This is a genomic window from Nocardiopsis algeriensis (assembly GCF_014203695.1).
GTDB lineage: Bacteria > Actinomycetota > Actinomycetes > Streptosporangiales > Streptosporangiaceae > Nocardiopsis > Nocardiopsis algeriensis.
Genome location: NZ_JACHJO010000002.1, coordinates 478250 through 501943 on the forward strand (window position 1 = coordinate 478250; position 23694 = coordinate 501943).

Annotated in this window: 21 protein-coding genes; 10 read left to right on the plus strand and 11 right to left on the minus strand. The window is 71.8% G+C overall.

Annotated elements, in window-relative coordinates:
• Positions 1–214 precede the first annotated feature (214 nt).
• A complete protein-coding gene (locus tag FHS13_RS04415; RefSeq protein WP_184287817.1) occupies positions 215–928 on the minus strand; it encodes a polysaccharide deacetylase family protein in 714 nt (237 codons plus the stop codon).
• 121 nt (positions 929–1049) lie between these two features.
• Positions 1050–2075: a substrate-binding domain-containing protein gene (locus tag FHS13_RS04420; protein WP_184287819.1), complete on the minus strand. Its 1026-nt coding sequence runs from the start codon at positions 2073–2075 to the stop codon at positions 1050–1052.
• Positions 2076–2236: 161 nt separating this feature from the next.
• On the opposite strand from FHS13_RS04420, the gene FHS13_RS04425 reads away from it, so the two are divergent.
• On the plus strand, positions 2237–3376 hold the full coding sequence (locus FHS13_RS04425) for an endo-1,4-beta-xylanase (RefSeq protein ID WP_184287822.1): 1140 nt from the start codon (positions 2237–2239) through the stop codon (positions 3374–3376).
• 44 nt (positions 3377–3420) lie between these two features.
• Here the strand turns inward: FHS13_RS04425 and pth are convergent, their stop codons facing one another.
• From pth to glmU, 4 genes are all read right to left on the minus strand, one after another.
• A complete protein-coding gene (gene pth / locus FHS13_RS04430) occupies positions 3421–3996 on the minus strand; it encodes an aminoacyl-tRNA hydrolase (protein WP_184287825.1) in 576 nt (191 codons plus the stop codon).
• 106 nt (positions 3997–4102) lie between these two features.
• Positions 4103–4681, minus strand: coding sequence for a 50S ribosomal protein L25/general stress protein Ctc (locus FHS13_RS04435; protein ID WP_184287828.1), 579 nt, complete (start codon positions 4679–4681; stop codon positions 4103–4105).
• A gap of 325 nt (positions 4682–5006) precedes the next feature.
• Entirely contained in the window at positions 5007–5975 is a 969-nt protein-coding gene (locus FHS13_RS04440) for a ribose-phosphate diphosphokinase (RefSeq protein WP_184287831.1), read from the minus strand.
• A 17-nt stretch (positions 5976–5992) separates the two neighbouring features.
• Positions 5993–7480: a bifunctional UDP-N-acetylglucosamine diphosphorylase/glucosamine-1-phosphate N-acetyltransferase GlmU gene (gene glmU, locus FHS13_RS04445; protein WP_184287834.1), complete on the minus strand. Its 1488-nt coding sequence runs from the start codon at positions 7478–7480 to the stop codon at positions 5993–5995.
• Between the two features lie 548 nt (positions 7481–8028).
• Here glmU and FHS13_RS04450 point away from each other — a divergent pair.
• The 4 genes from FHS13_RS04450 (at position 8029) to FHS13_RS04465 (ending at position 11336) form a co-directional block, all read left to right on the plus strand.
• The gene (locus FHS13_RS04450) at positions 8029–8997 is read left to right on the plus strand and encodes an acyl-CoA desaturase (RefSeq protein WP_184288024.1); all 969 of its coding nucleotides are present in this window, start codon (positions 8029–8031) and stop codon (positions 8995–8997) included.
• A 58-nt stretch (positions 8998–9055) separates the two neighbouring features.
• A complete protein-coding gene (locus FHS13_RS04455) occupies positions 9056–9655 on the plus strand; it encodes a TetR family transcriptional regulator (protein ID WP_420221223.1) in 600 nt (199 codons plus the stop codon).
• 74 nt (positions 9656–9729) lie between these two features.
• On the plus strand, positions 9730–10239 hold the full coding sequence (locus tag FHS13_RS04460) for a MarR family winged helix-turn-helix transcriptional regulator (RefSeq protein ID WP_184287840.1): 510 nt from the start codon (positions 9730–9732) through the stop codon (positions 10237–10239).
• 83 nt (positions 10240–10322) lie between these two features.
• Positions 10323–11336 (plus strand): GDSL-type esterase/lipase family protein, encoded by a 1014-nt coding sequence (locus FHS13_RS04465; protein WP_184287843.1) that lies wholly within the window; start codon positions 10323–10325, stop codon positions 11334–11336.
• 40 nt (positions 11337–11376) lie between these two features.
• Here the strand turns inward: FHS13_RS04465 and FHS13_RS04470 are convergent, their stop codons facing one another.
• From FHS13_RS04470 to FHS13_RS04480, 3 genes are all read right to left on the minus strand, one after another.
• Positions 11377–11613 (minus strand): hypothetical protein, encoded by a 237-nt coding sequence (locus FHS13_RS04470; RefSeq protein ID WP_184287845.1) that lies wholly within the window; start codon positions 11611–11613, stop codon positions 11377–11379.
• A 38-nt stretch (positions 11614–11651) separates the two neighbouring features.
• Positions 11652–13430: an ABC-F family ATP-binding cassette domain-containing protein gene (locus tag FHS13_RS04475; RefSeq protein WP_184287848.1), complete on the minus strand. Its 1779-nt coding sequence runs from the start codon at positions 13428–13430 to the stop codon at positions 11652–11654.
• Between the two features lie 98 nt (positions 13431–13528).
• A complete protein-coding gene (locus FHS13_RS04480) occupies positions 13529–14491 on the minus strand; it encodes a 4-(cytidine 5'-diphospho)-2-C-methyl-D-erythritol kinase (protein WP_184287851.1) in 963 nt (320 codons plus the stop codon).
• Between the two features lie 262 nt (positions 14492–14753).
• Between FHS13_RS04480 and FHS13_RS04485 the strand changes: the two genes are divergently transcribed.
• A complete protein-coding gene (locus FHS13_RS04485) occupies positions 14754–16628 on the plus strand; it encodes a serine/threonine-protein kinase (RefSeq protein WP_184287854.1) in 1875 nt (624 codons plus the stop codon).
• A gap of 116 nt (positions 16629–16744) precedes the next feature.
• Here FHS13_RS04485 and guaA read toward each other — a convergent pair whose 3' ends face one another.
• The gene (guaA, locus tag FHS13_RS04490; protein WP_184287858.1) at positions 16745–18322 is read right to left on the minus strand and encodes a glutamine-hydrolyzing GMP synthase; all 1578 of its coding nucleotides are present in this window, start codon (positions 18320–18322) and stop codon (positions 16745–16747) included.
• Positions 18323–18597: 275 nt separating this feature from the next.
• Positions 18598–19626, minus strand: coding sequence for a UDP-glucose 4-epimerase GalE (galE, locus tag FHS13_RS04495; RefSeq protein WP_184287861.1), 1029 nt, complete (start codon positions 19624–19626; stop codon positions 18598–18600).
• A gap of 405 nt (positions 19627–20031) precedes the next feature.
• On the opposite strand from galE, the gene FHS13_RS04500 reads away from it, so the two are divergent.
• From FHS13_RS04500 to FHS13_RS04515, 4 genes are all read left to right on the plus strand, one after another.
• A complete protein-coding gene (locus FHS13_RS04500) occupies positions 20032–21249 on the plus strand; it encodes a sensor histidine kinase (protein WP_184287864.1) in 1218 nt (405 codons plus the stop codon).
• On the plus strand, positions 21246–21938 hold the full coding sequence (locus FHS13_RS04505) for a response regulator (RefSeq protein WP_184287867.1): 693 nt from the start codon (positions 21246–21248) through the stop codon (positions 21936–21938). The genes FHS13_RS04500 and FHS13_RS04505 overlap by 4 nt, the downstream gene beginning before the upstream one ends.
• A 109-nt stretch (positions 21939–22047) precedes the next feature.
• Positions 22048–22944, plus strand: coding sequence for an ABC transporter ATP-binding protein (locus tag FHS13_RS04510; RefSeq protein ID WP_184287886.1), 897 nt, complete (start codon positions 22048–22050; stop codon positions 22942–22944).
• Positions 22944–23693 carry an ABC transporter permease gene (locus FHS13_RS04515; protein WP_184287889.1) on the plus strand — a complete coding sequence of 250 codons (750 nt, stop codon included), beginning with the start codon at positions 22944–22946 and terminating at the stop codon, positions 23691–23693. The genes FHS13_RS04510 and FHS13_RS04515 overlap by 1 nt, the downstream gene beginning before the upstream one ends.
• Position 23694 lies beyond the last annotated feature (1 nt).

Here is a 23694-nt window from a genome sequence, read left to right on the forward strand (position 1 = left end):
GGAGCGCGCGTCCGGGCCGGGAACACGGATACCACCCGCATGGTAACCAAAAGTGATCGATTAGTCGCGTCAGGTTTTCGGTCGTCGGAGGCATCGCGAGCCCGACCGCGCCGCCGGGGGAGGGCCTCCGGCGGCGCGGTCGGGCTCCGGCAGGGGCCGCCAGGAGCAGGGGCCCCGCGGGTCGGGACCCCCGCAGGGCCACCGCCGGGACCTCCTAGCCGCGCCGGGCGGGAAGGGTGAAGCGCCAGCCCGCGGACCTCAGCTCGGGGACGACCCGGGCCACGGCCTCGACCGTCTGGCTGCGGTCGCCCCCGCCGTCGTGCAGGAGCACGACCGCCCCCGGGCCGACGCCCTCCTCCACGCGCCGGACGAGCTCGTCGGTGCCGGGCGGCACCCAGTCCTCGACGGCCAGGCTCCAGCCCAGCGGCTGCATGCCCAGGTCGGCCGCGACCCCGGGGGATCGCCCCCACGACCCGTAGGGCGCGCGGAAGTAGGGGATCCGCGCGAAGGGCACCGCCTCACGGATCGCCGCATCGGTCTCCAGCAGGTCGGCGCGGATCTCCTCCTCCGACCAGTCCCCCATGTCGCCGTGGTACATCGAGTGGTTGCACAGGGTGTGCCCCTCCCGCGCGATCCGCCGGGCGATGCCGGGGTGCCGCTGTACCTGGTCCCCCTGGAGGCAGAACACGGCCCGGACCCGGTGCCGGCGCAGCACGTCGAGCAGCTCGGGGGTGTCTTCCGGGTTCGGACCGTCGTCGAAGGTGAGGGCCACGGTGCGGCCGCCGTGCTCCGTCGAGTCGACGATGTCGGGGGTGGCGGGCCCCGGAGATCCGGGGAAGGCCGACGCGGGGGTCGCGGAGAGGGAGAGGCCGAGGGTGAGCAGGACCGCGAGGAGGGGGCCTCTCACACGGCGGCGGCTGGTCTTCACGCAGGTCTCCTCGCAAGGGGTCAGGGGAGTTACCGGAAGATTCCGGCAAGCAAAGCCAGCCTAAAGAGAATTCCTGCGGAGAGTCAACATCTCCGCACCAAACGTGACGACAGCTTCCGTGTCAGCCCTCTCCGGGCGGCGGCGCGGTGCTGTCCCGCACGACCAGCTCGGTCGCCAGCTCCACGCGCGGGCTCTCGATCGCCTCGCCCCGAACGATCCTGTGCACCGTGCGCACCGCGAGCCGGCCCATGTCCGCCAGCGGCTGGCGCACCGTGGTCAGCGGCGGCGAGGCCCAGTGCGCCTCGGGAAGGTCGTCGAAGCCGATCACGCTGACGTCGGCCGGCACCCGCAGGCCGCCGCGCCGCAGGGCCTCGTAGACGCCGAGGGCCATCTGGTCACTGGCCGCGAACACCGCCGTGGGCGGATCGGCGAGGCCCATCAGGTGCTCCCCCGCGCGGAAACCGGACTCGTAGTCGAACTCCCCCGGCACCACGAGATCGTCGTCCACCGCCAGGCCGGCAGTCTCCAGCCCCGCCCGGTACCCGTCGAGCCGGGCGCGGCTGCACCACAGCTCGGGGCGTCCCGCGACGAAGGCGATCCGCCGGTGCCCGAGAGCGGTCAGGTGGCCGATCGCGCTGAGCCCCCCGGCCCAGTTGGTGGCGCCGATGGTGGGCGTGTCCAGGTCGGGGATGCCCACCGGGTCGACGACGACCGCGGGCACGTGCAGCTCCCGGAGCTCGGCCTTCAGGGCGGGATCCAGGTCCGTGGTCACGAGGATGGCACCGTCGCTGGAGCGCGAACGCACGTTCTCCAGCCAGCGCCGGGTCGAACCGGCCCTGCGGTGGATGGCCGAGACCACGATGCCGGTCCCGACGGTGTGCGCGGCATCCTCGACGCCGCGCAGGATCTCGACCGCCCACGGGCTGTCCAGGTCGTTGAAGACGAGGTCGAGCAGACCGATCCGCTCCCGGGAGCGTCCGCCCCGGCGGCGGTAGCCGTGGGCCCGGATCAGGGACTCGATCCGCTCCCGGGTGGCCGGGGCGACGTCGCCCCGGCCGTTGAGGACGCGGGACACCGTCGGAGCGGACACGCCCGCCTCCGCGGCAATGACGGAAATGGTGACTTCTCGCGACGGAGTATCGGTCACTGGCCCTCCCTTGTGCCGCCCCCAGAGTACGAGTCGGGCCTTCTGCGGGTCACCGGGCGGGGCCCGATCTTGACTCGCCGCGCACCGGAGCTCTAGTGTCCGTGCTCACATAGTTCCGGAAGTTTCCGGAAACATACCGATACCAGAACTGGAGACCCCCCATGAAACCGGTTCGCCTTCTCACCGCGCTCGCGGCCGCGACGGCACTGGTGCTCCCCCTGGCAGCCCCGGCCTCCGCCGGTCCGCACCACGGCGACCGCCCCGGGCACTCCCGGCACGACAAGCCCGGCACACTGCGCTGGGCGGCGCCCGACGGTTTCGTCATCGGCACCGCCGTCGCCGGCGGCGGCCACCACCTGGAGCAGGACTACCCCGACCCCTTCACCTCGGACAAGAGGTACCGGCGGATCCTCGCCGACCAGTTCAGCTCCGTCTCCCCCGAGAACCAGATGAAGTGGGAGTACATCCACCCCGAGCAGGGCGAGTACGACTTCGGGATGGCCGACGCCATCGTCGAGTTCGCCGAGCGCCACGGCCAGGACGTGCGCGGCCACACCCTGCTGTGGCACAGCCAGAACCCCGAGTGGCTGGAGGAGGGCGACTTCTCCGAGGAGGAGCTGCGCGAGATCCTGCACGACCACATCACGACCGTCGTCGGCCGCTACGCCGGCCGGATCGACCAGTGGGACGTGGCCAACGAGATCTTCGACGAGTCGGGGCAGCTGCGAACCGAGGAGAACATCTGGATCCGTGAGCTCGGGCCCGAGATCGTCGCCGACGCCTTCCGCTGGGCCCACGAGGCCGACCCCGAGGCCGAGCTGTACTTCAACGACTACGGGGTCGAGGACGTCAACGCCAAGAGCGACGCCTACCACGAGCTCGTCCGGGAACTGCTCTCCGAGGGCGTGCCGGTGCACGGCTTCTCCGCCCAGGTGCACCTGAGCATGCAGTACGGCTTCCCGTCCTCGCTCCAGGAGAACCTCCAGCGCTTCGACGACCTCGGCCTGGGCACCGCCCTGACCGAGGTGGACGTGCGCATGCAGCTGCCGGAGAACGGCCGCCCGACCTGGGCCCAGCTGGAGCAGCAGGCCGACTACTACGGTCGGGCGCTCTCGGCGTGCCTGGGCGTGGAGGGCTGCGACTCCTTCACCATCTGGGGCTTCACCGACAAGTACTCCTGGGTGCCGGTGTTCTTCGAGGGGGAGGGAGCCGCGACGGTCATGTGGGACAACTTCGGCCCCAAGCCCGCCTACTTCTCCCTGTGGTCCGCCCTGCTGGAGAGCAGGCACGGCGGCAGGTAGCCGATCCCCCGGGCCGGTCCGCGGCGGACCGGCCCGGGGACAGGTCAGGCGGCGGTGTGGTAGATGTTCTGCGCCCGCTCCAGACCCTCGGTGAGGATCGTGCGCACGGCGTCGGCCGCGCGCTCCACGTTGAGCTCCAGTTCCGCGCGCTCGGTCGACGAGAAGTCCTTGAGCACGTACGCCGCCGGGTCCATCCGCCCCGGCGGGCGGCCCACCCCGAAGCGCACCCTCAGGTAGTCGGGGCTCGACAGCGAGGCGGTCGCCGACTTGAGCCCGTTGTGCCCGCCCGAGCCTCCGCCCTTCTTGAGCTTGAGGGCGCCGTAGTCGATGTCCATCTCGTCGTGCACGACGACGATCCGCTCGATCGGCACCTTGTAGAACCTGGCCAGCGCCGACACCGGCCCCCCGGACAGGTTCATGAAGCTGCGGGGCTTGGCCAGCACCGCCGGGACGCCGCCCAGGCGGGTCTCCACCACCTCGGCGTGCGCCTTGTGCGCCTTCCAGCGCTCACCGCCGGCCAGCGCCTCCACCACCATGAACCCGGCGTTGTGCCGGTTCCCGGCGTACTTGGGCCCCGGATTGCCCAGTCCGACGACCAGCCATCGCTCGGTCTCCGCCATGTCTCTCTTCCTCAGCCATCCCAGCACAGGGAAACCCTACCGACACGGCGAACGCGCGGTCCCCGGAAGGGAACCGCGCGTTCGTCGAAAGGTCTGCGGCCGACGCCTACTCGGCGGCGTCCTCGCCGTCCTCGTCCTGGGCCTTCTCGACCTGTGCGGCGGCGATGCTCAGGATCATCATGTCGGGTTCCATCGCCAGGACGGCGCCTTCCGGCAGCTTCAGGTCGCCGGCGTTCACGACGGTGCCGACCTCCATGCCCTCGACGCTGAGCTCGACGTCCGAGGGGATGCGGGTGGCCTCGGCCTCGATGGTCACCGTCACGAGCTCCTGGGAGATCACGCCGCCGGCCTTGATCTCACCGGTGAGGGTGATGGGCAGCTCGACCTCGACCTTCTCGCCCTTGGTGACGACCAGCAGGTCGACGTGCTCCAGGAAGCCCTTGATCGCGTCGCGCTGGACGCTCTTGGGCAGGGCGAGGTTGTCCTTGTCCAGGCCGTCCAGGCGCAGGAGGACGTTCGGGGTCTTCAGGGCGAGCATGAGCTCGTGCCCCGGCAGGTTCAGGTGGCGGGGGTCGGTGCCGTGGCCGTAGAGGACGGCCGGCACCTTACCCGCGCGGCGGGCGCGACGGGAGGCGCCCTTGCCGAATTCCGTGCGGGGCTCGGCAGCGATACGTACCTCGGACACGACAAAACTCCTCGGGTTCAACCCCGCTACACGGGGAACACGACTCCAGTAGTACGAACGATTCCCGCTCTCGGCGGGGAAAGCGCGGGGCCCCCTCGGGGAGGGCGCGGACGCCCTGGTTCCAGGCGTGCCCGGCGAGCAGCCACCGGACCCGCGGGCCCGGGAACGCTCGTCGCGCACCCCTGCCCGAACCTCCGCGCGCAGCCTCTGCGGAGGCTCCGCCCGGGCACGGGGACACTCTGTCAAGTCTACCGGCTCAACCGACGACTCAGAACATGCCCCGCCCCGGCCGGGGTGCCGGGGCCGAGGCCCCGGCACCGGACTCCTACTCGAACAGGCTGGTGACCGAGCCGTCCGTGAAGACCTCGCTGATCGCACGGGCCAGCAGAGGGGCGATCGAGAGCTGGGTCAGCTTCTCGAAGGAGCGCGCCTCGGGCACGGGCAGCGAGTTGGTGATGACCACCTCGGAGATCTGCGAGTTCTGCAGGCGCTCGGCCGCCGGTCCCGACAGCACGCCGTGCGTGGCGGCCACCACGACCTTGCGGGCGCCCTGCTCGAACAGCGCGTCGGCGGCCTTGACGATGGTGCCGCCGGTGTCGATCATGTCGTCCACCAGCACGCAGACGCGGTCGCGGACCGTGCCGACGACCTCGTGAACGCGCACCTGGTTGGCCACGTCCGGGTCGCGCCGCTTGTGGATGATCGCCAGCGGGGCGCCGAGGCGGTCGGCCCAGCGGTCGGCGGTCCGCACGCGGCCCGCGTCCGGGGAGACCACGGTGATCTCGGACAGGTCGACGCGGGAGGCGATGTGGTCGGCCAGCATCGGCAGCGCGAACAGGTGGTCGACCGGGCCGTCGAAGAAGCCCTGGATCTGGTCGGTGTGCAGGTCGACGGCCATCATCCGGTCGGCGCCCGCGGTGCGGAACAGATCGGTCATCAGGCGGGCCGAGATGGGCTCGCGGCCGCGGTGCTTCTTGTCCTGCCTGGCGTATCCGAAGAACGGGGTGACCACGGTGATCCGCTTGGCCGAGGCGCGCTTGAGCGCGTCGACCATGATCAGCTGCTCCATGATCGCCTCGTTGATCGGATCGGCGTGCGCCTGGATGACGAACGCGTCCGATCCCCGGACCGACTCCAGGTAGCGGACGAAGATCTCACCGTTGGCGAAGGTGTCGAACCGGGTGGGGACCGTCTCGATCCCCAGTTCCTTCGCGACCTCCTCGGCCAGGCTCGGGTGCGTGCGCCCCGAGAACAGCATCAGGTTCCTCTGGCCGGTGGCCTTCATCCCGGTCACGTGTCTCTCCCCCACAGTCACTGCTTGTCGTCGGCTCTGTGCCGATCGCTGTCCGTACCGGCCTCGGCCGCCACGGCCTTCTGCGCCGCCTCGGCGGAAGGGCTGCCCGGGCGCTTGCGCACGGTCCACCCCTCCACGTTGCGCTGGCGGTGCCCCTCGGACACGGCCAGGGCTCCCGGCGGAACGTCGTCGCGGATCACCGTCCCGGCCCCGGAGTAGGCACCGTCGCCCACGGTGACCGGCGCGACGATGGTGTTGTCGCTGCCGATGCGCACGTGGTCGCCGATGGTGCTCCGGGACTTGTTGACGCCGTCGTAGTTGACGAACACCGAGGAGCAGCCGATGTTGCTGCCCTCGCCGATGTCCGCGTCCCCGACGTAGGTCAGGTGCGGGATCTTGGATCCGGCGCCGACGTTCGCGTTCTTGACCTCGACGAAGGCGCCGGCCTTCGCCCGCTCGGCCAGGCGGGTGCCCGGCCGGAGGTAGGTGTAGGGGCCCACGGTGGCCCCCGGTCCGATCTCGGCCCCTTCCGCGGTGGTCTCGCGGACGGCGGCGCCCGCGCCCACGACCGTGTCCGCCAGGTCCGCGCCGGGGCCGACGACGGCGTCCTCACCGATGACGGTGGAGCCGCGCAGGCGGGTCCCCGGCTCGATCAGGGCGTCGCGGCCGATGCGGACCTGCGCGTCCACCCAGGTCGTGGCGGGGTCCACGACGGTGACGCCGGCCAGCATGTGGTCGCGCAGGATGCGGTCGTTGAGGACGCGGCGGGCCTCGGCGAGCTGGACGCGGTTGTTGACGCCCTGGACCTCCTGCCAGTCCTCGGCGACCCAGGCGTCCACCCGGTGGCCGTCACCGCGCAGGAGCGCGACCGCGTCGGTGATGTATTCCTCGCCCTTGGCGTTGTCGCTGGTCAGACGCTGGACGACGGAGGTGAGCAGGGCGCCGTCGAAGGCGTACATGCCGGAGTTGATCTCGTCGACGGCGTGCTGCTCCGGCGTGGCGTCGGCGTGCTCGACGATGGCGGTGAAGTCCCCGTCGGCGTCGCGGACGATGCGCCCGTAGCCGTGGGGGTCGGGAACGCGCGCGGAGAGCACCGTGACGGCGTTGCCCTCCTTCTCGTGGAAGGCGACCAGCTCGGTGAGGGTGGAGCCGCGCAGCAGGGGGGTGTCGCCGCAGGTGAGGACGACGGTCCCGCTCAGCTCGACACCCTGGGCGGCGAGGTCCTCGACGGCCATGCGGACCGCGTGCCCGGTGCCGTTCTGCTCCTCCTGGACCGCGGTGAGGGCCTCGGGCGCGATCTGCGCCAGGTGCTCCCGGATCTGCTCCCGGGCATGTCCCACGACGACGACCGTTCGCCGGGGGTCGAGCTCGTCGGCGGCGGCCAGCACGTGCCCGACGAGGCTGCGTCCGCTGATCTCGTGAAGGACCTTGGGAAGTCTGGACTTCATCCTGGTGCCCTCGCCTGCGGCAAGGACGACGACGGCAGCCGGGCGGTTCACGCTCACTGAAGGAGACCCCTCGCGATAGCTGGCGATTGACCTGTCGGCTCACCCTTCGGCGGCGCGTCCCGCATGCCGCGCGGGCGGCCGTCGGATGACCAGCGGCCGACAGGGGAAGGATACATGCGGGTTCGGGGCTCCCGGAGACCGCTCCCCACCACGTGGAGGGCGCCCGCAGCCCCTGTGTGGCCTGCGGTAACGGCTCGGAGTACCGGTGTGTGACATGCGCCGCTCCGCAGTGCGGCCGAAACCGCGCGGCGGCCGGGCGGCGGAAGGCACCCAGCTCCCGGACCAGGGCTCGAACCTGGACGACGGGGACCAAAACCCCACATGCTGCCGATTACATCATCCGGGAACACGCAGGGCGCGTACAGGCCGCGCCCGCATGACAAGCACCAACATAGCGCCTCCTGATCAACCCTTGCCAAACCTACGGGATCGTAGGTTACGGTTACGTAGGTATAGGTTGGGTAGTCGCGACGGGTAGCGCCCTTCGGACGCTGGTCCTGACCACGACGACGTTTTTCGAAGATCAGGAAGATTGGGTGAGACCCATGACCGCCGCTCCCGACGTATCCACCGAAGCGCAGCGCCCCGGCGCACGCCGCGAGCCGATACCCGAGTACGAGCCCGAACTGCGCGGCAAGGCCGAGCGCTTCACCGTCTTCGCGTTCGTGTTCGTCCCGCTGATCGCCCTGCTCGCCTCGGTGCCCTTCTTCTGGGGCTGGGGCCTGACCCTGGTCGACGTGGCCATCGCGGTCGTCTTCTACGTGATCAGCGGGCTCGGCATCACGGTCGGCTTCCACCGCTACTTCACCCACGGCTCGTTCCGCGCGAACCGGGCACTGAAGATCGCGATGGCGGTCGCCGGCTCCATGGCCATCGAGGGCAGCGTCATCAAGTGGGTGGCCGACCACCGGCGCCACCACAAGTACTCCGACGCCGAGGGCGACCCGCACTCCCCGTGGCGCTTCGGGGACGACTGGCGCTCGGTCGCCAAGGGCCTCTACTACGCGCACATGGCCTGGATGTACCTGGACGAGAAGAAGACCTCGCCGCGCCGCTTCGCGCCCGACCTGCTCAAGGACAAGGACATCGTCCTCGTCGACAAGCTGTTCGTGCCGATCGTGCTCTTCTCGCTCGGAGCGCCCGCCCTCATCGGCGGCCTGGTGACGATGTCCTGGTGGGGCGCCTTCACCGCGTTCTTCTGGGCGAGCCTGGTGCGCGTCGCGCTGCTGCACCACGTGACCTGGTCGGTCAACTCCATCTGCCACACCATCGGCGAGGAGAACTTCGAGGTGCGCGACCGCTCCCGCAACGTGTGGTGGCTGGCCATCCCGTCCTTCGGCGAGTCCTGGCACAACCTGCACCACGCCGACCCCACCTGCGCCCGGCACGGCGTGCTCAAGGGGCAGATCGACATCTCCGCCCGCGTCATCTGGTTCTTCGAGAAGGTGGGCTGGGCGACCAAGGTGCGCTGGCCCAACAACGAACGACTGGCTGCCAAGCGGGTCAGCGTCTAGGATCTCCACCATCATGGGAGCAGTCGATCATCAGGGAGTCCGCACGCGCCGCAAGCGCATGACGGGCGAGGAACGGCGACGACAGCTGGTGGGGATCGGCCGGGAGCTGTTCGCCGAACGCGGCTTCGCCGCGACCTCCGTGGAGGAGATCGCGGCGCGGGCCGGCGTGTCCAAGCCCGTGGTCTACGAGCACTTCGGCGGCAAGGAGGGCGTCTACGCGGTCGTGGTCGACCAGGAGATGCGCATCCTCGTCGACATGGTGAGCGAGGCCCTCGGTGCCGAGGGCGCGCGCAACAAGATCGAGAAGGCGGCCCTGGCGCTGCTGCGCTACGTGGAGGAGCACACCACCGGTTTCCTGGTGCTCACCCGGGACTCCCACGTGGCTTCGGGAACGGGCAGCTTCGCGAGCCTGATCAACGACATCGCCAGCCAGGTCGAGTACATCATGGTGGACGAGTTCGACCAGCGGGGATACGACCCCGTGCTCGCCCCGATGTACGCCCAGGCCCTCGTGGGCATGTGGGCGCTCACCGGCCAGTGGTGGCTGGAGGTGCGCAAGCCCAAGCGCGAGGTCGTGGCGGCGCACCTGGTCAACCTCGCCTGGAACGGCCTGTCGAACCTGGATCCCAAGCCTCGGCTCCAGACCCGGCGCCGGTAGGAAAGCGCTCTGCGGGGCGGGTGTGCACGGCATACCCGCCCCGCTATCTTGATGTCAAGAGATAAACTGTTCCCATGCGCGATGAGGTGGATGGGCTTATCGAGGCGTGGCGCTCCGAACGCCCCGACGTTGACGTGACGCCGCTGGAGGTGTTCAGCCGGGTCTCGCGGCTCGCGCGCCACCTGGACCGTGCCCGGCGCACGGTGTTCACCGAGCACTCGCTGGAACCCTGGGAGTTCGACGTGCTCGCCGAGCTGCGCCGCTCGGGGCCGCCCTACGAACTGAGTCCCGGCCGCCTGCTCCGCGCCACCCTGGTCACCTCGGGGACCATGACCAACCGCGTGGACCGCCTGGCCGCGGCCGGGCTCGTCCGGCGCCGCCCCGACCCCGCCGACAAGCGCGGTGTACTGGTGTGCCTCACCGACAAGGGCGCCGAGCTCATCGACGCCGCCCTCGCCTCCCTGCTGAGCTACGAGGAGTCCCTCCTCTCCCCCATGCCGTTTGAGGACCGCCGGCATCTGGCATCGTTACTGAGATGCCTTCTCGCTCCCCTCGACATGGACCCGTCCGGTCCGCAAGGCTGACCGCATGCGGCATCCGCCCCTCACCGGGGTCCGCTGTCAGGCGCGAGTGTTCCCTGTGCCCACGCGTTGGTTGGAGAAGAGACGTGAGAAACCGGTGGAGCGCGGCGTCGGCCGCGGCGGCCGCTGCACTGCTGGCCCTGACGGGATGCGGCAGCGACGAGAGCGGCGCGGCCGCGGCCGGACCGCACTACTACCTGTCCCTGGGCGACTCGATCACCGTGGGCGTGCAGCCCGGTGAGGACCGGATCCCCCAGGAGACCTCCGAGAGCTACACCGACATGCTGTACCGGCACCTCTACGACTCCGACTCCACGCTGCGCCACGAGCGCATCGGCTGCGGCGGGGAGGACACGACGACCTTCCTCGAAGGCGGCCTCCCCTCGTGTGAGAAGCGCTACGACGGCGCACCCCAGATCGAGGCGGCCGAGGACTTCCTGTCCGAGCACGAGGGGCAGGTCTCCCTGGTGACCGTCACCATCGGCGGCAACAACTTCACCCGGTGCGTCGAGGGCCTCGGCGACACGGAGGACGTCTCCTCGGCGGTCCTCGACACCGACTGCGTCGACGACGGCCTGGAGCGCATCGAGTCGGAGGCCCCCGAGATCGCCGACCGCCTGCGCACGGCGGCGGGCCCGGACACCCAGATCATCGGGATGACCTACTACAACCCCTTCCTGGCCGCCATGCTGCTGGAGGCCGAGGCGGAGGCGGAGCCGTCGGAGGAGCCCTCCCCGGAGGAGGCCGAGGACGCGGAGCCGGAGATCGACCCCGACGCGGGGCCGTCCCTGGCCGAGGCCGAGGGCGAGCTGCCCCTCGACGCGTCCCTGGGCGGCTACGCCACCGATGTCCTGGAGCAGATGAACGAGTCGCTGCGCTCGGCCTACGCCGCCGCCGACATCCAGGTCGCCGACGTGGAGGCGGCCTTCGACTCCACCGACTTCGACGTTCCCGAGGACAGCGGGACCGGCTGGCCCGCCAACGTCCAGGCGGTCTGCGACCTGACGTGGATGTGCAACACCGAACGCGGTCCCGACATCCACCCCAACAGCGAGGGCGCCCGCGTCATCGCCGAGGCCTTCCGGGCCCATCTCTCCTGACGGAGGGGCCGCGGGCGGTCCGCGCCGCCCGCGGAGGCGGTCAGGATCCGCTGCCGCACCGGCGGGCGAGGGGACCGAAGCGCGCGGTGACGACGCCCAGGAGGAAGTGCGCCACCTGGTTCTCGTTCAGGGCGATCACTCCGGCGGGCATGGTCACCCGATAGGGATGCTCGTCGTCGGGCCTGATCTCGAAGTCCTCGATCAGTCCCTGCGACAGCAGGAGCGTCAGCCCCTCGCGCACACGACCCGCCCTGTTGTCCGCCGCCCACATGGCCATGGGACCACCATAGCCACAGGGGGCCCGGACCCCGGGGGTCAGTCCCCCGCGGTCTCGGCGTGCTCCAGCCAGGACTCCTCGAGCTGTTCGCGCTCGGCGGCCAGGGCCCTGGCCTCGGTGTCCAGCTCCGCGAGCCGCGTGTAGTCGTCGGCGGCCTCGGCCATGAGCCCGTGCAGCTCGGCCTCACGGGCGGCGATCCTGTCCATGCGCCGCTCGATGCGCTGCATCTCCTTCTGGGCGGCGCGCCGCTCGGCCGCCGACACCGCCGGCTCGGGCGCGCTCCCGGCCGGTGCGGAGCCGGAGGAGGCCGTGGGTACGGCCGCCTCACCCAGGCTCGCGGCCCGCCGCTCCAGGTACTCGTCCACGCCGCCCGGCAGGAAGGCCAGGGTTCCGTCGCCCATCAGCGCCAGCACGCGGTCGGTGACGCGCTCCAGGAAGTAGCGGTCGTGGGAGACCAGCACCATCGAGCCGGGCCAGCCGTCGAGCAGGTCCTCCAGCTCCGTGAGCGTCTCGATGTCCAGGTCGTTGGTGGGCTCGTCCAGCAGCAGCACGTTGGGCTCGTCCATGAGCAGCCGCAGCAGTTGCAGCCGCCGCTTCTCACCGCCCGACAGGTCGCCGACGGGCGTCCACTGCCGCTCGCCGCGGAAGCCGAACTTCTCCAGCATCTGACTGGCGGTGTAGTCGCGCTTGCCGATGGTGACGTGCTCCCGCACGTCCATGACCGCCTGGAGGGGGCGCGCCTCCGGGTCGAGCTCGGCGATGTTCTGGGACAGGTGGGCGAGCCGGACCGTCTTGCCGGTGCGCACACTCCCCGACTCGGGTGCGCGCTCCTCGGCGAGGATCCGCAGCAGGGTGGACTTGCCCGCCCCGTTGACACCCACCAGTCCGACCCGGTCGCCCGGGCCGAGCTGCCAGGTGAGGCGGTCCAGAAGGGTGCGTCCGGGAACCGTCGCCGTCACGTCCTTGAGATCGATGACGGTCTTGCCCAGCCGGGAGCCGGCGAAGCGCACCAGCTCGACCGTGTCGCGCGGCGGCGGCTCGTCGGAGATGAGCTGGTTGGCGGCCTCGATCCGGAACTTGGGCTTGGAGGTGCGGGCGGGCGCACCGCGCCGCAGCCAGGCCAGTTCCTTGCGCATGAGGTTCTGGCGCCGCTCCTCGGACGCCGCCGCCTGGCGGGCGCGCTCGGCCTTGGCCAGCACGTAGGCCGCGTAGCCGCCCTCGTAGCGCTCGACGGCGCCCCGGCCGACCTCCCAGGTACGGGTGGTGACCGCGTCCAGGAACCAGCGGTCGTGGGTGACGACCACGAGCGCCTCGGGGCGGCCCTTCAGGTGCTCGGCCAGCCAGTGGATGCCCTCGATGTCGAGGTGGTTGGTGGGCTCGTCGAGGACGATGAGGTCGTGGTCGTCGACCAGGAGGCGGGCCAGCCCGCTGCGGCGGCGCTCACCGCCGGAGAGGCCCGCCATCGGGGTGTCGAGGTCCCAGCCGCTGAGCAGGCCGCGCAGGATGTCGCGGATGCGCGCGTCGCCCGCCCATTCGTGTTCGGCCCGCCCACCCAGCACGAACTGCCCGACGGTGCTGTCGGGGAAGTCGTCGCGCTGCTGGAGGAAGCCGACCCGGAGGCCGCGGTTGTGCACCACGCGGCCCGAGTCGGGCGGAATCACTCCGGACAGCACCGAGATCAGCGTGGACTTTCCGCCGCCGTTGCGGCCGACCACGCCGATGCGTTCGCCCTCGTCGACTCCCAGCGACACCTTGTCGAGGAGCACGAGGGGCCCGTAGGCCAGGGACACGTCCTGAAGGTTGACCAGATTCGTCATCCCCTCCATTGTCCCGGTTCCCGCCCGGTGCCCGGACCGCGGAAGGGGTTCGGGTCAGGAGGGGCCCTCCACCACCGGAGAAGCCGGCGTGATGTGCCTCATACGAACACGGTTCCCGGGACGTCGCCGTCGGCCGACACGATCTGCTCGCACAGCCCGCTCGCCTCCAGGGCCGCCACCACGGCGGCCTCCCGGCCGGACACCGTCTCCCGGTCCTCCGAGCCGCCGCCCACCAGGAAGGCGCACGTCGGCCCCGAGCCGGACACCAGGGCCCCCAGGGCGCCCGCCGCACGGCCGGCCTCCAGGGTCCGCCCCAGCTCGGGCAGGAGCGACAGCGCGGCCTCCTGGAGGTCGTTGGCCAGGGCCGCACCCAGCGCGCGGGCGTCGCCCGCCGCCAGCGCCTCGCGCAGAGGCGCGCTCGGCTCCGGCTCGGGGGCGTCCGGACGCAGCCGGTCGTACTCGGCGAAGACGGCCCCCGTCGAGAGCCCGTGCGGGGACAGCGCGAACACCCACCGGTAGCGTCCGGGGCTGTCCATCGGGGTGAGCAGCTCTCCGCGGCCCAGGCCCACCGCGGTGCCGCCGACGAGGGGAAAGGCCACGTCGCTGCCCAGTTCGGCGGCCAGGCGCAGCAGTTCGGCCCGGGACAGCCCGGTTCCCCACAGGCGGTCGCAGGCCACCAGGGCGGCCGCGGCGTCCGCGCTGCCCCCGGCCATGCCGCCCGCCACGGGGATGCTCTTGGCCAGGTGGATCTCGACCGGCGCGCCCCGGCCCGTCTCCTTCGCCAGGAGGGCCGCGGCCCCCGCTGCGAGGTTGGAGGAGTTCAGCGGCACACGGGCCAGGTGGGATCCCAGGTCACCGCCGGCCGTCAGACCGGCGACGACGCCGCTGTCGGGGCGCCCGCGGCGCGGCCGCGCCTCCCGGACGGTAATCTCATCGAACAGCGAGACGGCGTGGAACACGTTGACGAGGTTGTGGAACCCGTCCTCACGTCTGGGCCCCACCGCCAACTGCAGGTTCACTTTCGCGGGAACCCGCACGGTTACGGTGGTACTAACGGTCACGAGTCCCCAATCGTAAAGGAACCTCCACCTTGTGTGAACACACACCCCCGGCGGGGAGCCGCTGTGTTCACACCCTCCCGCCGGCGAGAACACAACGGTACGGAGAAGGCGGGAACCACGGCCGCGGTTCGGGGATCGTCATCACTGTCATGTCAACCGTCCTGGAACCGAGCGGCCCGATGCGGTCCGCGAGTGGGAATCAGGGCACAAACCCCGCTACCTTGGGGCAAGGCGGGGTTTGGACACCGTCGGGGAGGGTCGCTTGCCGTCGGATGGGCTCCCGAAGAACCTGGAACCGCTGGCCGCCGGGGATCCGGCCACCATCGGTCCCTATGTGCTGTCCGGGAAGCTGGGTAGCGGCGGTATGGGCACCGTGTACCTGGGCAGCCTGCCGGACCGGGGCAACCAGGTAGCGATCAAGGTCATCCGCCCCGAACTCGCCTTCGACGAGGCGACGCGGGCGCGCTTCCGCGACGAGATGGAGAACGCCCGCAAGGTCGCCTCCTTCTGCACCGCCAAAGTGCTCGACCACGGGACGTTCGAGAACCGTCCCTACATGGTCACCGAGTACATCGCCGGTACCGCGCTGGCCGAGCACATCGCCGAGAACGGTCCGCTGGACTCCTCCACCCTGCACGGCTTCGCCCTGGGCGTCGCCGCGGCCCTGGCGGCCATCCACCGCACGGGCCTGGTCCACCGCGACCTCAAGCCCGCCAACGTGCTGCTGTCGCTGTCGGGTCCGCGCGTGATCGACTTCGGCATCGCCCGGGCGATGAACACCGCCACCAACCACACCCAGACCGGCATCGTCATGGGCAGTCCCGGGTGGATGGCACCCGAGCAGCTGCTGGAGGAGCAGGTCACCACCAAGGCCGACATCTTCGCCTGGGGGTGTCTGGTGGCCTTCGCCGGCAACGGCACCCACCCCTTCGGCAACGGCGACGCCATGACGCTGGGCAAGCGGGTGCTGTTCGCCGAGCCCCAGATCGGCAACCTCGACAGCCCTCTGGACCGGCTGGTGCTGCGCGCCCTGGACAAGGACCCGAACCGGCGCCCCACCGCCCAGGACCTCCTGCTGGAGCTCGCGGGGGGCGAGGAGAGCACCAACCCGAACGAGATGGTGTCGCACGCGCTGCACCAGTCCTGGCGCCCCAACCTCCCGCCGACCGCCCCGCCGCACCCGCAGCAGGGGCACCACCCGGGCATGGCGGGGATGCACCCGGGCCACTACCAGGCCCCGTCCTCCCCCGTCCCCCAGGGCGGGCCCGGTCCCCAGACGGCGCATCCGGGGGCTCCCGCGCACCAGACGGGCAACTTCGTGCACCCGCAGCAGGCGCCTCCTCCGGCCCACCCGGGAGGGCACCCGCAGCAGGGCGCCCAGCAGCGCCACGCCGGCCACCCTCCGGCCCAGCACCCCGCCTCCACGGGACCGATCCCGATGGTGCCGCCCGCCGACCAGCAGGCGCCCCGGCCCGGACCGCAGCCCTACGTCCCGCCCGTACCGCCGCCACCGCACCGCCCCGCGGCCCCCGGCCGCCGGCGGAGCCTGCTCGTCATCGCCGCGGCGGCCGGCGTGGCCCTGCTGGTGGCACTGCTGACAGCGGTGTTCGTCGTGGTGAACTCGAACGGCTCCGCGGCTCCCGGCGGCGCCCAGCAGTCGGGAACCGGCGCCCCCGCCCCCGGGGAGGACGGCGGCCAGGACGGCTCCGAGGTCCCCGAGAAGGACCCCGCCCCGACACCCGGGGAGGCCCCGGTGTCCTCGGCGGACGGCATGGTCACCTACGGCATCGCCCGCGCGGACTGCGGCATGGAGCGTGTCGAGAGCCGCTCCACCCTGCGTTCGGGCCAGTACTGCGTCATCAGCCTGCGACTGGAGAACCACAGCGACGAGGTGCTCGCGTTCGACCACGACGCCCAGGGCATGCTGACCCGCGAAGGCAGCACCCTGGAGGCCGAGACCCCGAGCCGGACCGAGTACGAGGAGCCTCTGTGGAGCGGTGGGATCGCCCCGGGCGAGGCGGCCGCGGGCGAGCTGGTGTTCATCCTCTCCGCGGACGACGGCCCCGAGACGCTCGTGCTCAGCCACAGGCCCGGCGGCCCCGAGACCAGGATCGCCGTCAGCGGCCTCGTCGACTGACACGCGGCCCCGCGATCGGGTCCGGCCCGACCGCACGGGCCGGCCGCCGGGGACGGAGAAGACGCAAGAGGGGGCCGGCGCACCAGGTGCGCCAGCCCCCTCACCTCACGGGAGGCCTACTCCCACTCGATGGTGCCCGGGGGCTTGCTGGTGACGTCGAGCACCACGCGGTTGATCTCGCGGACCTCGTTGGTGATCCGGTTGGAGATCTTGGCGAGCACGTCGTAGGGGACGCGCGACCAGTCGGCGGTCATCGCGTCCTCGCTGCTGACCGGACGCAGCACCACCGGGTGGCCGTAGGTGCGGCCGTCGCCCTGCACACCCACCGAGCGGACGTCGGCCAGCAGCACCACCGGACACTGCCAGATGTCGCGGTCCAGCCCGGCGCGGGAGAGCTCCTCACGGGCGATCGCGTCGGCCTCGCGCAGGATCTCCAGGCGCTCGCGGGTGACCTCGCCGATGATGCGGATGCCCAGGCCGGGGCCGGGGAACGGCTGGCGCCAGACCATCTCCGCGGGCAGGCCGAGCTCCTCGCCGACCTTGCGCACCTCGTCCTTGAACAGCTCGCGCAGCGGCTCGACGAGGGTGAACTGCAGGTCGTCGGGCAGGCCGCCGACGTTGTGGTGCGACTTGATGTTGGCGGTGCCGCTGCCGCCGCCGGACTCGACCACGTCCGGGTACAGGGTGCCCTGCACCAGGAACTCGACCTCGGCCTCCTCCCCGCTCTCGGCGACGACCTCGCGGGCCGCCTGCTCGAAGACGCGGATGAACTCGCGGCCGATGATCTTGCGCTTGGTCTCGGGGTCGGTCACCCCGGCCAGCGCCGACAGGAACCGCTCCTCGGCGTCGACGACCTTCAGCCGGGCGCCGGTCACCGCGACGTAGTCCTTCTCGACCTGCTCGGCCTCGCCCTTGCGCAGCAGGCCGTGGTCGACGAACACGCAGGTGAGCTGGTCGCCGACGGCGCGCTGCACCAGGGCACCGGCCACGGCCGAGTCCACGCCGCCGCTCAGGGCGCAGATGACGCGCTTGTCGCCGATCTGCTCGCGGATGCGCTCCACCTGCTCCTCGACGATGTTGACCATCGTCCAGGTCGGGCGGCAGCCCGCGCCCTCGTACAGGAAGCGGCGCAGCACCTCCTGGCCGTGCTCGGTGTGCAGGACCTCGGGGTGGAACTGCACGCCGAAGAGGCGGCGCTCGGCGTCCTCGAACGCGGCGACCGGGGCGCCCGCGGTGCTGGCGACGGCACGGAAGCCCGCCGGGGCCTCGGACACCGAGTCGCCGTGCGACATCCACACCAGCTGCTCGGCGGGCATGCCCTGGAACAGCACGGAGTCGGTGACGGCGGTCAGTTCGGTGCGGCCGAACTCGCTCAGGTCCGTCCGGGCGACCGTGCCGCCCAGGGCACGGGTCATCGCCTGGAAGCCGTAGCAGATCCCGAAGGTGGGCACCCCGGTCTCGAACAGCTCGGCGCCCACGACCGGGGCCCCTTCGGCGTACACCGAGGAGGGGCCGCCGGAGAGGATGATCGCCTTCGGCTTCTTGGCGAGCATCTCCTCGACGGGCATGGTCGAGGGCACGATCTCGCTGTGCACGTGCGCTTCGCGCACCCGCCGTGCGATCAGCTGCGCGTACTGCGCGCCGAAGTCCACGACGAGGACGGTGTCGAACGTGCTGTCAGCAGCAACGGACACGACGGAGGACCTTCCGCAGGAGTTCAAGGGAATGGCCCCAGTCTAGGCCGTGTTCTGTGGATGCTCTCGCCGTATCGGCGGAGCCGATCCCCCCGCGAACGGCCAACCAGGCGTTCCCTTGCGAGGCGGAGAGCGCAGCTCAGCCCGGTGTGGCTTCGCAAGCTCTCCGGCGCGGCACGGGAGCGTCTGGTGGCCGTGCAGCCCGAGATGATCCACACAACAGGGCCTGGGGCTTCGGCGTCCCCCGACGGGCTGTGCCGGGTGTGCTGTCACGCTCAGAGGCGCTCCGGCGGGCCCGCGAAGCCGTACGGGTTGGCGGTCTGCCAGCGCCAGGCGTCCGCGCAGGCCTCCTCGACACCGCGCACGGCCTTCCACTCCAGGTCGCGGGCGGCGGCGCCCGGGTCGGCGTAGCAGACGGCGATGTCGCCGGGGCGGCGATCGGCCACGGTGTGCGGGATCGGTGCGCCGACGGCCCTCTCGAAGGCGCGCAGGGCCTCCATGACGGAGGTGCCCCGGCCGGTGCCGAGGTTGTAGACCCGGTGGCCCGGGGCGTCGGCCAGGTGGTCGACCGCGGCGAGGTGGCCGCGCGCCAGGTCCACCACGTGCAGGTAGTCGCGCACGCCGGTGCCGTCGGGGGTGTCGTAGTCGTCCCCGTAGACCCGCAGCTGCTCGCGCCGGCCCGCGGCCACCTGGGCGATGTAGGGGAACAGGTTGTTGGGCACCCCCTGGGGGTCCTCGCCGATGAGTCCGCTGGGGTGGGCCCCGATGGGGTTGAAGTAGCGCAGGGAGATGATCCGCAGGCGCGGATCGGCGGCCGCCGCGTCGGCGAGGATCCGCTCGGCGAAGAGCTTGGTGGCGCCGTAGGGGTTGGTGGCGTCCAGGGCGCAGTCCTCGGTGATGGGCACCCGCTCGGGGTCGCCGTAGACGGTCGCCGAGGAGCTGAAGACCAGGCGGTGCACCCCGTGCTCGCCCATCGCCTCCAGGAGGGTGAGCAGGGCGTCGAGGTTGTTGCGGTAGTAGCGCAGGGGCTGCTCGACGGACTCGCCGACGGCCTTGAGCCCGGCGAGGTGGATGACGGCGTCGATGTCGTGGGCCTCGAACACGCGCCGCAGCGCCGCGGGGTCGGTGCAGTCCGCCCGGTGGAAGGACAGGGCCGCCCCGGTGATCCGCTCGACCCGCCGCAGGGCCTCCTCGTGGCTGTTGACCAGCGAGTCCAGGGCCACGACCCCGTGTCCGGCCTCCAGCAGTTCGACCGCGACGTGGGAACCGATGTAGCCGGCCCCTCCGGTGAGCAGAATGTTCATCCGCGCTCCCCTGGGTGTTGAGGTGGGCCCGCGCCGCCGCGGGCGCTCCCAGGATAGGTGTCCCCTCCCGGGACATCTCCCGGCCGCGCCGGTCCCGCGGCGGGCCACCGCCCCCCGCCGCCGCCCGTCCTCCGCCCGTCCTCCGCCCGTCCGCCGCCCGTCCTCCGATGCCGCGGAGGAAGGTCCGGCCGGGGAAGGTCCGGCCGAAGGTTCCCGGTCCCCCCGGCCATGACCTTTTCCTGCCGTGATCTTGTACCTGCGGTCACCTTGACCGGATACCGGACAGCAGCAGGTCAGGGTGAGGTCGGCCCCCGGTGCAAGATCACACGGGAGCCGGGCGGGGGCCGCGCCGATCTCGTACCGGGGTACGAGGCCCCGCCGCCTGCGCGTTTATATCGTGGAGGAATGTCTGACCTGTCCCCGCGCGCCCTTCTGGACCGCGCGACGCTCTGGGCCCGCCGCCACGTGCTCGCCGTGGACGTGTGCTGGGCGGCACTCTGGTTCGTCCTGCTGGTGGCGACCCGGCCCAGGGACGGACTCCACACCGCCGAGGCGTGGGTCTACCTCGGTCTGGCGGCCGCCTCCTGCGCCGCCCTGGCGCTGCGCCGCACCCGCCCCCTCCCGGCCCTGGCCGCGCTCGGGGCGCTGATGGCGGTCCACGTCCTGTGGTTCGACCACCTCACGGCGCTGGCCGGGGTCGCCGCCCTGGTCGGGGCCTACACGGTGCAGGCCGAGCTGCCGGGCCCGTGGCGCACCGCCGGATTCGCCGTGCTCACCGCAGGAACGGTGTGGGCGATCCTCGACATCGCCCCGGAGCACATCGCGGCGGATCCCCGGCTCCGGCTCAACACCGTCCTCTCGGGCTGGACGGCCGTCGTGCTGTTCTCCCTGCTGGGAGCGCTCCGCCGCCGGAACCGCGAGGAGTTCGGCCGCGTCGTCGAGCACGCCCGCCTGCTGGAGACCCAGCAGGAGCAGGAGGTGCGCCTGGCCGCGCTCGCCGAGCGGACCCGCATCGCCCGCGAGATGCACGACATCCTCGCGCACTCGCTGAACGTCGTCGTCGCCCAGGCCGATGGAGGCCGCTACGCCGCGGCCGCCGACCCCGGTCGCGCGGTGGCCGCCCTGGACACCATCGCCCAGGTGGGACGCGAGTCCGCGGCGGAACTCCACCGGCTCCTGGACGTGCTGCGCGACGGCGAGGCCCGCGGGACCGCCCCGGCTCCCGGCGCGGACGACCTGCCCGTCCTCGTCGAGGAGTACCGCCGGGTCGGGCTGCGGATCCGCCTGTCCCGGCACGGGGAGCAGCCGGCGCTGCCTGCGGCCGCGTCCCTGACGGTCTACCGCGTCGTGCAGGAGTCACTCGCCAATGTGTTGAGGCACGCGGGCCCCGTTCCGGTCCGGGTCGAGATCACCTGGTCGCCCGGACGGGCCGAGGTGCTCGTGGCCAACCCCGTCCCCGCGGCCGTGCCCGAGGGAGGTGCGCCCGAGGAAGGCCGGCGGGGCCACGGCCTGATCGGCATGCGCGAGCGCGTCGGCCTGCACGGCGGCGCCCTGGAGGCCGGGACCGACGAGGCGACCGGCGGCTGGCGGGTGCACGCGGTGATCCCCTGGGAGCACGCGTGATCCGCGTGGGACTGGCCGACGACCAGCGGCTGTTCACCGCCGGCCTGGCGATGGTCGTGGACTCCCAGCCGGACATGTCCGTCGCCTGGCAGGCGGGCGACGGGGCGGAGGCCGTCCGGCTCCAGCGGTCGGACCCTGTCGACGTCCTGCTCATGGACGTCCAGATGCCGGGCACCGACGGGTTGAGCGCCACGCGCACCCTCGTCTCGTCGGGGGCGGGCTGCCGCATCGTCGTCCTCACCACCTTCGACACCGACGAGTACGTGGTCGAGGGCGTCGAGGCGGGGGCCGCGGGCTTCCTGCTCAAGAACACCCCACCGGAGGAGCTTCTGGCGGCCGTGCGCACCGTGCACAGCGGCGACTCCGTCGTCTCCGCCCGTTCCACGCGCAGGCTCCTGCAGCACGTGCGCCCGCTGCTCGGCGGCTCCTCCCCCTCCGCCCCGCTCGACCGGGACACCCGCCGCGCCGCCGAGTCGCTGACCCCGCGCGAGCAGGAGGTCCTCACCGCCGTGGCGCTCGGGTACACGAACACGGAGATCTGCGAGCGTCTCGTGCTCTCCATGCCCACCGTCAAGACCCACATCGGCCACATCCTGGCCAAGACCGGTTCCCGGGACCGGGTGCAGGCGGTGCTGTTCGCCTTCCGCGCGGGGCTGGTGGACCGGGAGGACCTGCTCCGGGAGGCCTGACCGGCCGCGCCGCCGGGCTCTCCTACCGGGGTACGACCGCGTTCTTCGTCCCCCGGCACGATGCCCTCCCCGGCGGCCGGGCCGGAGGCTTGTCCGCGGAAGGAGTTCCATGGACATCATCACCACCCGCGGCCTGACGAAGGCCTACGGGTCCCGCACCGTCGTCGACTCCCTCGACCTCCGGGTGCCGCAGGGCTGCGTGTACGGCTTCCTGGGCCCCAACGGGTCGGGCAAGTCGACCACCATGAAGATGCTGCTGTCGCTGGTCCGGCCCACCCGGGGCGAGATCAGCGTCTTCGGCAGACCGATGAACCGGGAGACGCGCCCCGGACTCCTGCGGGAGATCGGCTCGCTCATCGAGGCCCCGCCCGGGTACGCCCACCTGACCGGGCGGGAGAACATGGCGATCGTCCAGCGGATGCTCGGGCTCGGCGACCGCCAGATCGCCGACGCGGTCGCCGTCGTGCGCCTCCAGGAGCACATGGACAAGCTGGTCCGCGCCTACTCGCTGGGCATGAAGCAGCGCCTGGGCATCGCGATGGCCCTGGCCCGGGAGCCGCGCCTGCTCGTCCTCGACGAACCCACCAACGGCCTGGACCCCGCCGGCATCGAGGAGATCCGCGAGCTGCTGGTGTCACTGGCGGGCGAGGGCATCACGGTCATGGTCTCCAGCCACCTGCTCGACGAGATCGACAAGATGGCGTCGGTCCTGGGCATCCTCGGCCGGGGGAGGCTGATCTTCCAGGGCACGCGGACCGAGCTGTTCCACCGCAGCCTGCCGGACCTGCTCGTGGACACCCCCGAACCCGAGCGGGCCCTCGCGCTGGGCATCCCCGCCGTGCGCGCGGACCGGGGCATCCGCCTGTCCGGGTTCGACGACCGCGACACGGCCCGCCTCGTCCGGCAGCTGGTCGAGCACGACGTACCGGTCCACGGCGTGCGGCGCGTCCAGCAGAGTCTGGAAGAGGTCTTCATGGACCTCACCGGCCGCGAGGGGCTCCTGTGATGCGCGCGGCGGTTCTGGAGGTACAGAAGATGCGCAGGCTCCGCGTCGCACCGGTGTGCGCGGTCATGGTGGCCGCCGTCACCGCCCTGACGTGCGCGGGCCTGATGTCCGACTCCGCACGGGCCGGTTTCGGCGACCCCGCCGCCCAACCGTGGGAGACCCTGCTCCTGAGTTACGTCCTGGTGTCGGCGATGACCTCGCCCCTCCTGGTGGCGGTGCTGGCCTCCCGGCAGGTCGACGTGGAGCACCAGGGCCGGGGCTGGATGCTGTCGCAGGTGGCCGGGCTCTCCCCGGGGCGGCTGTGCCGCGCCAAGGCCGCCGTGCTGGGTGCGGTCCTGGCCGCCCTGGTGGCCGTCCAGACCTCCCTGGTCGTCGCGGCGGGCCTGGCTGCGGGGATCACCGTGCCCCTGCAGGCAGGAATCTGGGTCCGGTACGCGGTGTGCCTGTTCCTGGTGGACCTGGCGCTGCTGTGCCTGCACATATGGCTGGCCGCGCGGGTGGACAACCAGCTCGTCGGGATGGGCATCGGTCTGCTCGGCTCGTTCTGCGGGGTGTTCTCCCTGCTGATGCCGCCGGCCCTGGCCCGTGCCCTGCCGTGGGGCTACTACGCGGTGGTCTCCCCGGTGGCGATGGGCGAGGACGCCCTCCGGGTGATCACCCCCGGATACGGCTGGCTGGCCGTGTTCCTGCTGGTCGTGGCGGCCCTGTTCGGTGCGGCCTGCCACCGCTTCGACCGGACGGAGGGGTGAC